Source organism: Amycolatopsis sp. NPDC057786, from assembly GCF_042797905.1.
Lineage (GTDB): Bacteria > Actinomycetota > Actinomycetes > Mycobacteriales > Pseudonocardiaceae > Amycolatopsis.
This window is the reverse complement of the sequence record NZ_JBHVKW010000112.1, coordinates 12,874-27,213: the sequence shown is the minus strand read 5'-3', so window position 1 is coordinate 27,213 and position 14,340 is coordinate 12,874. Positions and strand designations below refer to the sequence as shown.

The 14,340-nt window shown below is 68.0% G+C and carries 14 protein-coding genes; 5 read left to right on the top strand and 9 right to left on the bottom strand.

The genetic code is table 11. From position 1 onward, the window contains the following. Positions 1-39 precede the first annotated feature (39 nt). The 4 genes from ACFVM3_RS36030 to ACFVM3_RS36015 form a co-directional block, all read right to left on the bottom strand. The gene (locus ACFVM3_RS36030; RefSeq protein ID WP_378444373.1) at positions 40-1,914 is read right to left on the bottom strand and encodes a Calx-beta domain-containing protein; all 1,875 of its coding nucleotides are present in this window, start codon (positions 1,912-1,914) and stop codon (positions 40-42) included. A gap of 344 nt (positions 1,915-2,258) precedes the next feature. Then, the gene (locus ACFVM3_RS36025) at positions 2,259-2,801 is read right to left on the bottom strand and encodes a hypothetical protein (RefSeq protein ID WP_378444372.1); all 543 of its coding nucleotides are present in this window, start codon (positions 2,799-2,801) and stop codon (positions 2,259-2,261) included. Between the two features lie 146 nt (positions 2,802-2,947). Beyond that, positions 2,948-3,490 (bottom strand): GNAT family N-acetyltransferase, encoded by a 543-nt coding sequence (locus ACFVM3_RS36020; protein ID WP_378444371.1) that lies wholly within the window; start codon positions 3,488-3,490, stop codon positions 2,948-2,950. Between the two features lie 25 nt (positions 3,491-3,515). Next, on the bottom strand, positions 3,516-3,992 hold the full coding sequence (locus ACFVM3_RS36015) for a MarR family winged helix-turn-helix transcriptional regulator (RefSeq protein ID WP_378444370.1): 477 nt from the start codon (positions 3,990-3,992) through the stop codon (positions 3,516-3,518). 92 nt (positions 3,993-4,084) lie between these two features. Between ACFVM3_RS36015 and ACFVM3_RS36010 the strand changes: the two genes are divergently transcribed. Then, positions 4,085-4,510 (top strand): Rid family hydrolase, encoded by a 426-nt coding sequence (locus tag ACFVM3_RS36010; protein ID WP_378444369.1) that lies wholly within the window; start codon positions 4,085-4,087, stop codon positions 4,508-4,510. A 75-nt stretch (positions 4,511-4,585) separates the two neighbouring features. Further along, positions 4,586-4,981, top strand: coding sequence for an ATP-binding protein (locus tag ACFVM3_RS36005; RefSeq protein ID WP_378444368.1), 396 nt, complete (start codon positions 4,586-4,588; stop codon positions 4,979-4,981). A 5-nt stretch (positions 4,982-4,986) separates the two neighbouring features. Here ACFVM3_RS36005 and ACFVM3_RS36000 read toward each other — a convergent pair whose 3' ends face one another. The 4 genes from ACFVM3_RS36000 to ACFVM3_RS35985 form a co-directional block, all read right to left on the bottom strand. Beyond that, complete coding sequence (locus ACFVM3_RS36000) at positions 4,987-5,757, bottom strand: alpha/beta fold hydrolase (RefSeq protein WP_378444367.1); 771 nt, start codon at positions 5,755-5,757, stop codon at positions 4,987-4,989. Then, positions 5,754-6,272 carry a PadR family transcriptional regulator gene (locus ACFVM3_RS35995; protein ID WP_378444366.1) on the bottom strand — a complete coding sequence of 173 codons (519 nt, stop codon included), beginning with the start codon at positions 6,270-6,272 and terminating at the stop codon, positions 5,754-5,756. Before ACFVM3_RS35995 ends, ACFVM3_RS36000 begins: the two co-directional genes overlap by 4 nt. A 36-nt stretch (positions 6,273-6,308) precedes the next feature. Next, positions 6,309-7,238, bottom strand: a complete 930-nt coding sequence (locus ACFVM3_RS35990) for an alpha/beta hydrolase family protein (protein ID WP_378444365.1) — start codon at positions 7,236-7,238, stop codon at positions 6,309-6,311. A 101-nt stretch (positions 7,239-7,339) separates the two neighbouring features. Then, positions 7,340-8,242, bottom strand: a complete 903-nt coding sequence (locus tag ACFVM3_RS35985; protein WP_378444364.1) for an NmrA/HSCARG family protein — start codon at positions 8,240-8,242, stop codon at positions 7,340-7,342. A gap of 99 nt (positions 8,243-8,341) precedes the next feature. On the opposite strand from ACFVM3_RS35985, the gene ACFVM3_RS35980 reads away from it, so the two are divergent. Continuing rightward, complete coding sequence (locus ACFVM3_RS35980) at positions 8,342-8,899, top strand: TetR/AcrR family transcriptional regulator (RefSeq protein ID WP_378444363.1); 558 nt, start codon at positions 8,342-8,344, stop codon at positions 8,897-8,899. A 47-nt stretch (positions 8,900-8,946) separates the two neighbouring features. On the opposite strand, the gene ACFVM3_RS35975 is transcribed toward ACFVM3_RS35980, so the two are convergent. Continuing rightward, positions 8,947-12,630, bottom strand: coding sequence for a CARDB domain-containing protein (locus tag ACFVM3_RS35975; protein WP_378444362.1), 3,684 nt, complete (start codon positions 12,628-12,630; stop codon positions 8,947-8,949). Positions 12,631-12,902: 272 nt separating this feature from the next. On the opposite strand from ACFVM3_RS35975, the gene ACFVM3_RS35970 reads away from it, so the two are divergent. Next, positions 12,903-13,247: a hypothetical protein gene (locus ACFVM3_RS35970; protein WP_378444361.1), complete on the top strand. Its 345-nt coding sequence runs from the start codon at positions 12,903-12,905 to the stop codon at positions 13,245-13,247. Between the two features lie 387 nt (positions 13,248-13,634). Continuing rightward, positions 13,635-14,288 (top strand): S1 family peptidase, encoded by a 654-nt coding sequence (locus tag ACFVM3_RS35965; protein ID WP_378444360.1) that lies wholly within the window; start codon positions 13,635-13,637, stop codon positions 14,286-14,288. The last annotated feature ends 52 nt before the right edge of the window (positions 14,289-14,340 follow it).

Below are 14,340 nucleotides of genomic sequence, written 5' to 3'. Positions count from 1 at the left end.
ACGGACGGGATTCCGTCCGTCCCGGCGGGATTCAGCGGCTCAGCGACGGCAGGGGTTGCCCGCCGGATGCGCCGAGGTTCCGTGCACGTCGGCCTGGGACTCCGCGAGCACGATCTTCGCGAGCGCGGTGTCCAGCGCGACGGCCTGCTGCTTCACCACGCCGTTCGCCACGGTCTGGCCGTTGAGCTTCAGCGAACCGATGACCAGCGGGATGGTCAGCGGCGCCGAGCCCACGGTGATCGACTCACCGTTGATCTTCAGCGAGGCGACGTTCGAACTGCCCGCCAGCACCGGGGCGAGACCGCCCGGCGACGGCTGACAGGTCGCGGTCGCCTGCGACTGGATCACGCCGAGTTCGACGGTCAGCCCGAGCGTGCTGATCACCGTCTTGTCGATCTTCGCCGACGCCAGTGCGCGATCGCCCGCGGCCGGAGCCGCCGACTGGTCGTCCGGCGTGAGATCGGTCGACGCGGTCAGCACCTTGGTGTCGACCTTGATCAGGCCGGCGTTGAGCGTCGCGGCGGCGACGGTGCTGCTGTCGTCGGCACAAGGCAGGTTCGCCGGGTTGGCCCGCGCCGCGGTCACCCCGAGGACGTTCGCCGCGGTGCCGGTGCAGGAGAAGACGCCGTCACGGTCGTCGTCGACGATCGTGCCGACACCGGTCGCGTCGACGAGGCCGGCACCCGACGGGGCCGAAAGAGTCACCGTGAACGTCTCGTTCGGCTCGTCGACGGTGTCCGGATTGACCAGGACGGTCACCGGTCTTGCCGTCTGGCCAGGGGCGAACGTGACCATCCCGCTCGCCGCCGTGTAGTCGGCCGGCGCGGACGCGGTGCCGTTGGCGGTCGCGTACTGGACCGTCACCGGATTCGGGCTGGGGCCACCGAGCAGCGACACCGTGAACGTCGCCGGTACCTGCGCGCCACCGGAACCCTCGCCGACGGTCACGTCGTTGATGCTCAGGCCCAGTACACGCACGGTCGTGGTCTCGATGTATCCCAGCGAAGCCCCGTCGACCTGGTAGTCGACGACGCACTGGTAGGTGCCCGGCGCGGCACCGGCCGCGGCCTTGATCGTCTCGGTGAACGTGGCGACCCCGCCACTGGTCACCTTGACGCTGCCCGGGTCGTTGGTGACGGTGAGCTGCGGGTCGCAGCTGGTCACCTTCGGGGTCACCGTGACCTCGATGGACTTGATGCCGTCCAAAATGGCCTGGGAGACCTGGCCGGCCGGGACGTTGTTCAGCAACACGCCGCCCGTGGCCGAGGTGATGGCGGAAGCCTGCCCCGTGGCGTCGAGCCCGCCGACGTTGACGGCGATCACGCGGATCTTCGCCGCCTGCAACGCCGCGATGGTCTGGGCAAGGGTGTGCCCGCCGCTCGGGTCGTGCGACGGCGCGTCGCCGAACCACGCGATGATGCGGGTGCCGTCCGGACGGAACGCGACCGCGCCGGTGGCGAGCTGGTAAAGCGCGTTCAAGTTCGCTTCCGGCGTGTCCCCGCCGCCCGAGGCCACCCACTGGTCGATCCCCGCCTGGACGGCGGTCGTGTCCCCGGTGATGCCCTGATTGACCTTGAACGGCACCGAGTCCGTGAAGTCCTTGTACTCGGCGACACCGAACTGCGCGGTCGGCTGCGCGGCGAGAACGTCACCGGTGATGGCGCCGGCGTTCGTCCGCACGTTGCCGATCGGTCCGCCCATGCTGCCCGTGGTGTCCGCGAGCAGGACGAGATCGGGATTCGGCGGCACGGCCGAGGTCGTCACGTTCTTGGTCACGGTCGTGCTCTGCCCCGCGTTCAGGGTGAGGTCGACCGTGGCCGGGTCTACTCCCGGTGGAGCCGCGGCGGCGACCGCGGTGGACGCGAGCATCGCCGAGACGGCGGTCAGGACGACGAGCAGTGGTCTTCGTGACATGGACTTCCCTTTCGAGACCCGGCCGGAGCCGGAATTCCTGTGAGCTCGGTGAAGAAGACGGAATATTTCGTTTTTCGTTAGCGCGAGCACCGCGCTTCACCCAAAGCGCCCTGTGTCAAGGCGCCCAACGGGCTGTTACCGCGAATCCGGGCTACGCGGACCAGGCACGCATTGCGCCGTCCAGCCGAAGGAACTTCGGCGCCTCTCACTCTTCAGCGTGAGAGGCGCCGAAGATTTCGGCGTTTTCCGTGATCACCTCGCCAGGCGGAAATCCGATTTCCCCAGCGAATACTCACCGAATGTCGCAACATCGCCCGCCGGCCGATACCTCGGCGAGACCTCGGTCAGTAGACGCACTGGATGACCGCGTCGTCCAAGCGGATGTACTTCGCCGGCCCGCCGTTGTTGCCGAAGATCGGCTGAAGATAGACGGTACCCACGCCGTTCAGATTGAGATTGGTCAGCGTGATGAGCTGATAGCCCGCCCGGTCGTCGATCCACTTCACCGTGTGGGAGATTTTCCGCCAGCCGATGGGATCCCAGATCTCGAGGCCGATGTTCGCTCCACCACCGACCGGGTCGGCGTAGATCGCGGCCGCGCAATTCGCTCGATTCGCCGGGAAACTGCCGAGTGACTTCGGAGTCCTCATCGCCGACCAGCCGTTGTCGGCGAAGAGCCAGCCGTTGTTGTTGCCGGTCCGCGCCACTCCCATGCCGATGTCGAACCAGGAATGCCCGTCGCCGCCCTGAATTCCGCGCTCCCATACACCATGGGGATTCGATTCGTAACCGTCGGACCATTGCACGATCCCGGCGTGCGCGGTTCCCGCGGCACCCACGAGCGCCAACGAAAACACCGAAAGGACGGCGAACATCTTCTTGGACACGAAAGTTCCCCCTCTTCGCGTGAATGAACCCCGTCAGAGGACCAGAGTCCGGAACGCGAGCACAAGGTACCTTCGCGCACGCATTCGACTGCCCCTCAGGACAGTGAGCTTTTCCGACGTCACTCTGAACAGGTTGAGAGGAGCGCTCATGGCGTTCCGGGACGATGCTCTGAGCGGAGCAGACCGTAGACGAGCACATCGACATACTCGCCGTGTTGGAAGGACCTGCCGCGCATGACCCCTTCCCGGCGGAACCCCAGGCGTTCGAGGGCTTTCTGCTCGCCGAGGTTACCGCCATTGGTCAGGGCTTCGATTCTGTTCGCGGTCGTGCGGCCGAACAGGTAGTCCACGAGCAGCCTCTGCGCCACCGTGCCCACCCCCTGGCCACGATGCTCGGGCAGCACCCCCACGCCGATCTCGTAGGTGACACCCGAGGGGAAGCCGCGGGGCTTCCAGGAGACGATGCCGACAACCGTGTCGTCAGCCCGCGCGATCGCGACCGCCGACGACTCGGCGGAGATGTACCCGTCGATCTCCCATCGCTTGCGGCGTGCCCTCGGATCACCGAATCCGGGCCACTCGAACTCGCCGAGCGCATCGGGATCCGTGCAGAGGCGGTCGAGAAAGGCGAGGTCGGCCTCGGTGAACGCCCTCAAGTGGACTTTGTCCGGGCGGTTCGCTGGAGTCATGAAGGCCAGTATCGCGCCCGGAACATCACCCGTCAGGCAGTGAGCAGCTCCGCAGTTTGGCGGCGATCCGGGCCAGCGCCCGCTGATCTTCCGCGGTCAAGGGGTCGAGGACGAGCTCCCGCACCGATCGGACATGCGTGGGGGCGGCCGCGACGACCACGTCGTAGCCGTCGTCGGTGAGCACGGCGAGCGTGTACCGGCCGTCGCCGGGGTCCGGCGTCCGCTCCACCCAGCCCCGCTGCTCGAAGCGTTTGACCACATTGGACAGACGCGAGAGCGAGCCGTTGGCGAGATAGGCCAGCTCGCTCATCCGCAGCCGCCGGTCCGGGGCCTCCGAAATATGGCTGAGGGTCAGGTACTCGAACAGCGTCAGCCCGGCGTCGTGCTGCAGTGGCGACTCGAGACGCCCCGGCAGCAGGAGGACCAGGGAGACCAGCCCGGTCCAGGCCTCCTTTTCGGCAGGGGTCAGCCACAGCGCTTCGTCGGGGTCGGGTGCGGCCATGGCGGAACCTTACCCAGAACCCGATGACTTCACACGTGAAGTTAAACCGTGCTACGTTGACTTCAAGCTTGAATCCAACGAGAGGATCCGCCATGCCCCAGCCGGAGTTCTTCGCCACGCCCGGATACGGCGACCGGCAACTGAAAGTGATGCGCTACAGCCAGGCGGTGCGCATCGGCGATCGCGTCGAGATCTCGGGGCAAGGAGGCTGGGACGACGGCCTGAACTTCCCCGAATCGCTCGAAGAGGAGATCGTCAAAGCCTTCGAGAACGTCGAGCGGACCCTCGCCACGGCAGGCGCCACCTGGCGCGACGTGATCGCTGTGAACTCCTACCACGTCCCGGAAACCCCGGGGTTCATCGGCGAGACCCACAACCGCGTGATGGTCGAGCAGTTCCGTGAGCACATGGGCGACCGCGCACCGATCTGGACGGAGGTCGGCGTCCCGGCCCTCGGCGCGCCCAAGATGCGGGTCGAGATCAGGGTCACCGCGATCGCCGGGAGTTCCCGCGTGTGAATCCCGCGTTCCAGGGGTACTCCGCAACCACGCCCATGCTCTTGGCCAAGCTGGGAAACCCGCTAAGGAGAACGCGTGGGTATCACGAGAACACGACAGGCTTACGAATTCCCCACCGGCATCGCCCCACCGCTGGGAGAGGTCCGGGCCTGGTTGCGAGAACGGCTGACCGAGGTCGGCCGCGCCACCATCGCGGACACCGAGCTGCTGACCACCGAACTGGTCACCAACGCGCACGAACACGCGGACGGCGTCACCGAACTGAGGGTCTCCGTACCCTCGGGCCGGGACGTCGTCCGCGTCGAAGTCGACGACCACCGGCCGCGCCTGCGGCCGTTCCGCGTGGCCAAAGCGGATCCGACGAGCCCCCGCGGGCGAGGGCTGGCACTGGTCGAGGCGATCAGCGCGCGGTGGGGGGTCACCACCGGCGCGGGAGTCAAAACGGTGTGGGCGGAGATCCCGGTGCTCTGACACGATCAGCCCAGGAGACGCGGATCCACCGCTCCCCCGAGCCACGCACGAAGGACTCCGTTGAACAGGTCGGGATCCTCCACATTCCAGATGTGGTGCATCCCCGGCACGAGCCGGGTCCGTGCCTGGGGCGCCGCCCGCGCGATTTCCGCGAGGGATCGGCGCACCGCCGCGGAATCCTTCTCCCCCGCCGTCGCGAGCAGCGGTCCGGTATAGCGACCCACTTCCGCCGGCACTCCGCCCGCGCACACCTCGGCGGCCATCGCGGACGCGGTTTCGCGGCGCACCGAGAGACCGTGCTCGACATACCGGGCGCGCGCGTCCTCCGGAAGCCCGAAGACGGCCGCCTGGGCACGCCAGTACCAGCGCGCCCGCGAGAAGGCCGACTGCAGCCCGCAGTACAAGCGCATCCCGGCACCGGCGGACATGAGCGGCGCGCTGGTCAGGAACGCCGAACTCACCCGGTCCGGGTTCCGCGCCAGCACGCGCAACGCCGTGAGCGCGCCGAGGGAAAGCCCGACGAGATCGAACTGACCGTCGACGCCGTGCCCGGTCACTCTCGCGACGACGTCGTCCGCCACCGCGTCCAGTCCCGGCCAGCCCTCGCGGACTCGTTCGCCGAATCCCGGCAGATCGGGCGTGAGCACCGTCCGATCGCCGAACGCGGACAGCTGTGGCTCCCACATCCAGTTCGCGACGTTGCCGCCGTGCAGCAGCACCACCGGCCGCTCCGCCGTGGCCGTCCCGGCGGCGTGCACCTCGGGGAACGCGCTCACGCGAGTTCCTCCTCGAGCGCGTCGAGCCAGTCCAGTTCGACGCGCAGGTGCGCGATTCCGATGTCCAGTGTGGACAGTCGCAACCTGGCCGCCCGGTCGGGCGCGGCGGTCTCCGCCCGAGTCCGCTCGAACCTCTCCAACCGCGCCCGGGTCTCCTCGCGATGTACCGCCAGGAGGGCACGGAAGGCGTCGTGGTCGAGATCCGCGCCGAAGAACACCCGCGCGAGGAACGGATCGCGTTCGACGTGCCGCTCGGGCTCGCTCGCCAGCCACTCGGCGAGCGCCGTCCGCCCCGCGGCGGTGATGCGGTGTTCCTGCCGGTCCGGCGCCCCGGACCCGGCCACCTTCTCGACCTCGGCGAACCCGTCCGTGACGAGCCGGGCGAGGGTGCGATAGATCTGCGCCTTGTCCGCCGCCCAGAAGTGCCCGACGGTCGACTCGAAGTGGCGCTTGAGGTCATAGCCGGTCATGGGTGCGAGCGCGAGCAACCCCAGGATGAGGCGGGAGAGAACCATGCCACTAGTAGACAAGTCACCTATGGGACTTGTCAACTAGCCCACCTTCGATTCGACCCTCCCGAGCGGGTCGGGCTCGGCGGCCAGCGCCTCGGCGGCCTCCTGCCAGGCGTGATCACCCGGGTAGAGCTCGCTGCGGAGATAGGCCGCGGTGAGCCGCTGCACCACGGCCACTCGCTCCGGACTCTCGTCCGTGGTCTCGGCGACGTCGTAGCCGGAAATCCCGCCGAGACCGTGCTCCGCGTCGAACAGGGTGAGCAAGGTCTTGCGCCCCGGCGAAAGGAAGTACGGATCGGTGTGCCATTCCGGGCCACGGACCGTCAGATGCGCCGAGGAGTCCTTGTCGCCGGCGACCACGAGCGCGGGCGTCGTCATCGCGGAGAAATCGGTGCCGACGAAGAAGGAATAGTTCTCCGCCACGAATTCCGCGACAGCGTCGCCGCCGCGACCGGGCGCGGCGAGCAGCACTCCCGCGGAGATCCGGGGCTCGGCCAAGTTCACCTCCGTGCCATCACCGGGCTCGGTGTACCGCGCGCCCAGCAGCAGGCTCGCGGTATGCCCGCCCATCGAATGCCCGGCCACGGCGACCTTGCCCCGGTCCACTCGTCCGCGCAGGCCAGGCACCGCGGCCTCGATCTCGTCGAGCCGGTCGAGAATGCCGATCATGTCCTCGGCCCTGGACCGTTGGTACAGCGGCGCTTCGGGATGATCGGTCCCCAGATCCAGAGTCCTGGAACTGAGATGAGTGGGCTGAAGAACGACGAATCCGTGTGCCGCCCAGTAGTTCACGAGCGGGGCATAGCCGTTCAGCGACGAGAGGTGATTCGAATGACCCTGACCGTGCGACAGCAGGATGATCGGCAAGCCGCCACCGGTCATCGGCGCGGAGACCCGGATCTGGAGATCCACGGCTCGATCCGGCGTCGGCAACGTCACCGGGGCGATCGAGATTACTGGCGTGCTCATGCCGGCACTTCCCTTGTGAGACGGCTCCCTACTAAACGGAGCACTGCTCCACAAACATACGGAGCACTGTTCCGCTTTGTCAAACCCCGCCCGGCCACGCACTACGCAAGATATTTCCGTGCCCACTCGGCGAATCCGGTGAGCGGGAGGCCGAGTTCGCGCGCGTACTCCGGACGCCCGGGCTGGCCTACCACGTTCAGCCACTCGTGCGAGGCGCCCATCGGCGGCATCCCGGCGGCGACCGCCTGCTCGACGGTCATGTCCGGTGCCGCCAGCGGGGTGCCCAGCACGTCGGAGAGGGCCTCGGCGATCTCCGCCATGGTCAGGAAGTCACTCGCCAGCTCCAGTTCGACCCCGGCGAACCGCTCCGGTTCGGCGATGGCCGCGGCGGCCGCGGTGCCGATGTCGTCGACGGCGGCCAGCGACAGCGACGTCGACGGCTTGATGACGCTCACCAGACCGCCGTCCACGCCGCGCGGGAAGAGGAACTTCATGTCGGGCAGGAAGTTCTCCATGAAGAAACCCGGCTTGAGCAGTGTCCACTGGGGAAAGCCGGCTTCGCGGAGGCGGTCCTGGATCGCGGCCTTGGCACCCAGCGTGGGCTCCATCGACGTCCAGCGGCCTTCGGCCCAACCGTCCGCCTCGACGTGCTGACCGGCGCCCGAAACGGAGGTGTGCACGAACTGCGGCACCCCGGCCGCCTTCGCGCCCTCGATGAGGTTGACGCCTTGAGTCACCTCGCCGTCGAAGTCGAATCCGTCGGCGTTCATGTCCGGCATCTGTACCGAGAAGACGGCTCGGGCGCCCTTGGCCGCCCGGATCACGGAATCGACGTCGTGGAGATCACCGACGACGAGTTCGGCGCCGAGCGCTTCGACGGCTTTCGCCCTGGCCGGATCGCGCACCAGCGCGCGGACGGGAACACCGGCCGCGAGCAGGGCGCGGGCGGTCGCACCGCCCTGCCTGCCGGTGGCGCCGGTGACCAAAACGGGTACTGGGGACATGCTGGACTCCTTCGGTCGAACTAAGTGGCGGGGCCCGCCACTTATCGTCCGCTACGATATGGCGGGGCCCGCCACTTACGCAAACTCCGAGGTGAAGACATGTCCGACGGCCGGCGCGCCGACGCACGGCGCAACTACGCGCGCATCCTCGCGGTGGCCGAGGAGGAGGTCGCGGCCCACGGCTCCAGCGCCTCCCTGGAGCAGATCGCGCGGACCGCCAACGTCGGCTCGGCGACCGTCCGGCGCCACTTCCCCACCCGGCGGGCACTGCTGGAAGCGGTCTCCGCGAAACGGATCGCGGCGTTGTGCGCCCGCGCCGTCGAGTTGACCGGCGAGGACGACAGCCGGAAGGCGCTCCTGACCTGGCTCGACGAGGTCGTCACCTACTGCGTCTCCGCCCGCGGTTTGGCGGCCGCGCTCGCCTACGACGGTCCCCTGGAGCACGAGAACGCCTGTTCCGCCGCCATCGAGGAAGCCGGGGATCCGCTCGTGCGGCGGGCCGCGCGGGACGGCGCGGTGTCTCCGGACCTCACCGTCGCCGATCTGATCACGCTGATCGTCGGCATCGTCCTGGCCACCGAGCACTACCCGGATCCCGCCGCACAGGCGGACCGGCTGTTCCGGTTGGCCGTCGCGGGCCTGAGCCCCCGGACATGAAACAGGGCCGGAGCGGTTTCCCACTCCGGCCCCGGAAAACTCCCGGTCTACCGCGTGCCGCGGCGTCCCGACGAGACCACTGCCGGCACCGGTCCGCCGTTGATCACGAACTGCGACCCCGGCTCACGGACGACGTCGCCGTTCGCGGAATTCGAGATCGTCACGTTCGTCAAGGTCGCGCTGCCGCGGGCACCGCTCATCGCGAGGATGCCCGCGCCGTTGTTCGACTTGTCGATCTTGACGTTCGTCAGGGCCGCGGTCACGACGCCGCCACCCGTCTTGAACTGGACACCGTCGTAGGTCGAATCGTGGATCTCCGTGTCCCGCAGGACGACCCCGGGAATGTCCTTGCCCTGCGCGAAGAACGTGATCGCGCCGAACTCCTGCTGCTCGCCCCAGAACACACCGCCGCAGCGGTACAGGGCGTTGTTCGCGATGAGCGTCTCCCCGGAGAACGGCAGCGGATCGTGATCCGTCGCCAGCATGATGCCCGGATAGTTCATCGTGTCGTGGACGACGTTGTTCTCGATCTTGTTGCCGTAACCGCCGTAGATCGCGATCCCGTTGGCACGCCACGGAAGCTGGATCGTGTTGTTGGCGAACACGTTGTCGTGCGCGATGTCCTGTGACGGATCCTTCACGTACTGGTTCGCCCACACCGCGAGCGAGTCGTCACCGGTGGTGCGGAACGACGAGTTGAACACCTTCGAGTTGCGGGTGCCGTTGGTGAAGTTGATGCCGTCGGCGTAGGTGTTCCGGATCCGCATGCCGCTGAACTCGAGGCCGTCGCCGGGGCCCCAGAGCGCAGGCAGGTTGCTGTAGTCCCGGCCGACCCACACGCCGACGTTGGCGTGCTCGATCCACACGTTGGTGATCTTCGTGCCGGTGCCGAAGCGGCCGTTGAGGCCGACGCCGCCTTCCGCGCCGCCGTCGCCGCCGCGGATCCGGCCGGAACCGAAGATGGCGATATCGGAGATCTGCGTGTTCCTGTCGATGTCGAATCCGAAGTTGCCCTCGTGCGGATGGTTGATACCGCCCGCGTTCTGCGGCTCGATCTGCGAGTACAGCTGCGAATGCCACATGCCAGCACCACGGATCGTCACGTTCGAGATGCCGATCTGGTTGTACTGGCCGCCGCCGTTGGGCACGTTCGGGTCATCGGTCAGGATCTTCTTCTCCTGCCGCCACTGCCCCGCCGGGATCCAGACACAGCCGATCACGCCGTTCTGGTCGTCGGTCACCGCGCGCTGGATCGCCGCCGAGTCGTCGTTGCCGTCGTTCGGCACGGCGCCGTACTCCGTGATCGACACGCAGTTCGCGGGCTTCTCCGACGCCGGGGCGACCTGTTCCAGATCGATGAGGTCGACGACGTAGAACGCCGCGTTGTCATCGCTGTCCCGCTGCAGCTTGAACTTCGTGCCCGGCGGGTACGACCGCGACAGCAGCGCGTGCGACTCGTCGAACAACCGGCGCGCGTTGGCCTGCGGGGTGTTGGTCAGGCCTTCGGGATCGTCGGTGCTGCCGTAGAGCCAGCTGTGCTTCGACGACAACGTCAGCTTCTGCGCGAAAGTCCCGTTGACGTACAGACTGAGCGTCGCGTCCTGCCCGCCGCCACCAGGAGCGTCGGGAATGGAGTTGCGCACGACGATCGAGTTCGCCTGGTTCGCCGACGTGAACTCCACGTACTGCCCCTGATTCGCCAGCCGCACGGATTTGCGGCCAGAGGATTCGGTCGCGAAGTTCGTGTGGCCGAAGGTGCGAAGCGGGTCGGCTTCCAGCAGTTGTCCTTGGTACTGCGCGGATTCCGCCTCGTACTCGACGTATGGGACCGCCGCGCCGCGGCCCACGACGATCGCCCGCGAGAGACTGTTGTTGGACTCGTTGGTCTCCGTGACCGCGCCGTTCGCGTCGGCCGTCGCGGTGAGGGTCGCCCCACCGTTGGCGGCGGTCCACGTGCCCGCGATCGCGACGTTCGCGGTGGCGCCCGCCTCGATCGCGCCGGTGGCGCCGGTCAGCGTTGTGCTACCGACGGCCAGCCGTGTCACCGAAGCGCCCGCGCCGCTCGTGCCGCGGTTGTGCACCGCGACGGTGAAGGACACCGTGGAACCGGCAGCCGGGTTGGGCGGGTTCGAGGTGATGCCCGTGACCTCGAGGTCGGGCCCCGGCGACTGGGCGACGACCAGCGGTGTCGGCGAGGTGTGGGTGTTGTTGGTTTCGTCCTGCTCGGCCACCTTGCCCGCCGGATCGGCGGTGGCGGCCACGGCGTAGGTCCCCTGCGGACGCGTTCCCGCGTCGACGGTGACCGTGGCGGACTCGCCGGGGGCGAGCGCCCCGACCGCCGCGTCACCGGCGACCGTGCCGCCGAGGCTGACGTTCACGGTGGTGGCTGCCGCGTTCGCGGTGCCGATGTTCTTCACCGTCGCCGACACGGCGAGCTTGCTGGTCTCCGTCGGGTTCGACGGTGTCCAGGTCATGCCGGTGACGACGAGGTCCGGGTTCGGCGCGGGAGTGCCGATCACCTGGAATTCCGCGACCTGACCACCGGGGGCACCGGAGTTGGCGAAGAACTGCAGGCGTACCTCCGCAGCGCGTCCGCTGACCGGGATGACCACCGCATTCTGGTTGGTGGCCGGGTCGAAGCGGTGGTCGGCTCGCGCCGACAGCGCGGTGAACGCGGTGGACCCCTGTGGACGACCGAGTACTTCGAAGTTCTGTGTCCGCGCGCCCCAGATCGCGTCCGGGTTCAGCTTCACGACGACCGAGTCGACGTCCGCGTCGACCCCGAGCTTCACCGTCAGCGCGTTCGGGTAACCCGCGGCGGATTCCCAATACGTGGCGGTGTTGTTGTCGTTGGCGTTCGCCGCGACGAACGAATGGACCGTCGACGTGGCCTCGATCGGTTTGCCCGCCGCCAGGTTCGCGCCCGCGCTCGTCCCGGAGCGCACGACGTGGTTGCTGTCGCCGGATTCGTTGCCCACCGCGTCCTTGGCGCGCACGAAGTACTCGACCCGGGTCCCGGTCGGCCTCGATTCGGTGAACGTGGTGCCGGTGATCGTGGTGACCGGCGTCCCGTCGCGATAGACGGTGTAGCCGGAGACACCGGCATTGTCCGTCGACGGCGACCAGGTCAGCCGGATCTGACCGGCGGCGGGCTCGGTCAGCGCGAGATTCGCCGGCGCGCTCGGCGCCTGCGTGTCGCCGGTGTCCGGCCCGTACAGCTCGAATTCCGCGAGCTGCGCGGCGGGCCATCGCGAGTTCGCGGTGAACTGCAGCCGCACGTAGCGGGCCGACGCGGTCATCGGGATGGTGACGGTGTTGGTTCCGGGGGCGAACGCGTAGCCGGTCGGCGCGGCGAGGTCGGTGAACGCCGTGCCGTCGGTGCTTCCGCGCACGGCCAGCGTCTGGGTGCGGGATTCCCAGCCCACGGGGAGTTTCAGGACGATCCGCGAGAGGGATTTCGCCGTGCCGAGGTCGGCCTGGATCCACTGGGGGAACGCGTTGTTGGCGGATTCCCAGTAGCTCTCCTGGTTCCCGTCGACGGCGTTCGAGACGGGATAACCGGGCAGTGCGCTGCTCGCCGACACCGTGCGGGTCAAGGGCACTTCGGCGAGCGCGGCCGGAACGGGGTCGGGAGGTGGCCCGCTCGCGGCGGAAGCGAGAGACAGTCCGGCGACGGAAAGCCCCGAGACCAGGAGACCGGCGATGAGCCGGGACAGGCGCATACGTGTCATGGCGTCTTCTCTTCTTTGAGACGGCGGGGAGGGAGCCAGAGCCGTACGAGCATGCAACAACCGGGGGACAAAACGCAAGAAGTTGACATGTTTCAGAAATTTTTCGACTGCCATCGGCGAGAGCTCGACTCTGCCACTATCTGCGCTTACGCGCGTTCTCCCATTTTCGAAGCTTCTGTTTCCTGTAGCGGAATCCGAGATCGCGTGTTCCGTCGATACGGAGTACAGCTGTACACTCAAATCCAGGCTAGCCGCGTGGAGGTCGATCCCTGATGGACGTGACGAAAACCCTGAGGTCCGCACTCACCGGGACGACGAACGAGTCGAGGTCCGCGGTCCGGGAGCTGCGACGGGAGACCGAAGACCTCGTGGCGCGCCGCGCGGGGCGGACGGCGAACAGGCTGACCGAACTGGGCGAGCGGCTCGCCGACCTGGTCCTGGTCTCCGGGAGCAGGCTCGCGGGCCTCGCCGAGCGGCACAACATGCCCGCGGGCGAGAGTGTGCGCCGGGAAGCGGGCCGGATCGGCGAGTCGGTCGAGCGGTTGTCCGCCACGCTTTCGGAACGGACGATCCTGCTCGCCGAGGAACTGCTCGACGCCAGGCCCCGTCGTCGCTGATCGCGGGGTAGCCCGCGAGTACGTGAAGGCCCCCTTCATGTACTTGAAAAGAGAGGCGGCATGGCGAGCGCGCCCGGCCATGTCGCGAAAGCCACTTTCGCGACACCTGATGTCCCGAAAGTGGCTTTCGCGACACCCCTGACAGCACCTCACGACGCCCCCGTGGCTCATCGGTGCCACCGGCACTCTCGTGCCGAAAGCCCAGCTCCGGTGCCGCCCGGCGCGGCCTTCTCCCGTCTTTAGTCGCTATCGACCGCCGTATCCGCCTGCCTAGCATGGGAAAACCGATTTCGGATCCGGCCGGGCGATCCCTGGCGATCCGCCGCGGCCGGAAAACGGGTGACCCGTCGATTCCTTTCCCTGATTCCCCTGCATTGGAAGGCACCCATGCGCATCCGAGGTCTCCTCACCGCCCTGCTGTGCGCGGCCGGGCTCACGACGGTCACGCCCGCCGCCGTCGCGGCCCCCATCATCGACGGCGAATACGCCCGGTCCGGCCCGTGGGCCGCCATGATCGAACAGAACGGCAGTCAGTGGTGCTCCGGTTCGATCATCAGCGCCCGCTGGGTGCTCACGGCCGAGCACTGCGTCGACGAACCCGGCGCCGACTACTCCGTCCGGGTGGGCAACGTCGATCATCGGGCCGGAACGTACGCCGTGGTGACCGGCATCCACACCCCCTCCAGCGGCGCCGACATCGCGCTGCTGAGGCTCGACCGCTCGGTGAGCACGACGTACGCGTCCCTCGGTACTTCCGTCGCCGTCGGCGACACCGAACACGTTTATGGCTGGGGCTACAACGAAGACGGTGACCTGCAGCGCTATCTCAAGGTCGCCAGGATGACGGTGATCAGTGTCGGGAGCGGACTGATCAAGGCCCGCCGGGGCGACGGGCTGACCAACGGCGGCGACTCGGGTGGCCCGGTCTTCGTCGGTGGCAAGCAGGTCGGCGTGCACATCGCCGGCAACAAGGTGGACACCTCGACGCACACCAGCATCTCGGCGAACCGCACCTGGATCCGCACCACGTCGGGCGTCTAGGCCGACCGGTCCGGGAGTGGTGGCGCCACCGCTCCCGGACCGCTGAGAGGCA

Coding starts and splice junctions, on each gene's coding strand:
- ACFVM3_RS36010 (WP_378444369.1), top strand. CDS start 4,085: ATGCCCCAGCCGGAGTTCTTCGCCACGCCCGGATACGGCGACCGGCAA.
- ACFVM3_RS36015 (WP_378444370.1), bottom strand. CDS start 3,992: ATGGCCGCACCCGACCCCGACGAAGCGCTGTGGCTGACCCCTGCCGAA.
- ACFVM3_RS36020 (WP_378444371.1), bottom strand. CDS start 3,490: ATGACTCCAGCGAACCGCCCGGACAAAGTCCACTTGAGGGCGTTCACC.
- ACFVM3_RS36030 (WP_378444373.1), bottom strand. CDS start 1,914: ATGTCACGAAGACCACTGCTCGTCGTCCTGACCGCCGTCTCGGCGATG.
- ACFVM3_RS35985 (WP_378444364.1), bottom strand. CDS start 8,242: ATGTCCCCAGTACCCGTTTTGGTCACCGGCGCCACCGGCAGGCAGGGC.
- ACFVM3_RS35995 (WP_378444366.1), bottom strand. CDS start 6,272: ATGGTTCTCTCCCGCCTCATCCTGGGGTTGCTCGCGCTCGCACCCATG.
- ACFVM3_RS35965 (WP_378444360.1), top strand. CDS start 13,635: ATGCGCATCCGAGGTCTCCTCACCGCCCTGCTGTGCGCGGCCGGGCTC.
- ACFVM3_RS35990 (WP_378444365.1), bottom strand. CDS start 7,238: ATGAGCACGCCAGTAATCTCGATCGCCCCGGTGACGTTGCCGACGCCG.
- ACFVM3_RS35970 (WP_378444361.1), top strand. CDS start 12,903: ATGGACGTGACGAAAACCCTGAGGTCCGCACTCACCGGGACGACGAAC.
- ACFVM3_RS35975 (WP_378444362.1), bottom strand. CDS start 12,630: ATGACACGTATGCGCCTGTCCCGGCTCATCGCCGGTCTCCTGGTCTCG.
- ACFVM3_RS35980 (WP_378444363.1), top strand. CDS start 8,342: ATGTCCGACGGCCGGCGCGCCGACGCACGGCGCAACTACGCGCGCATC.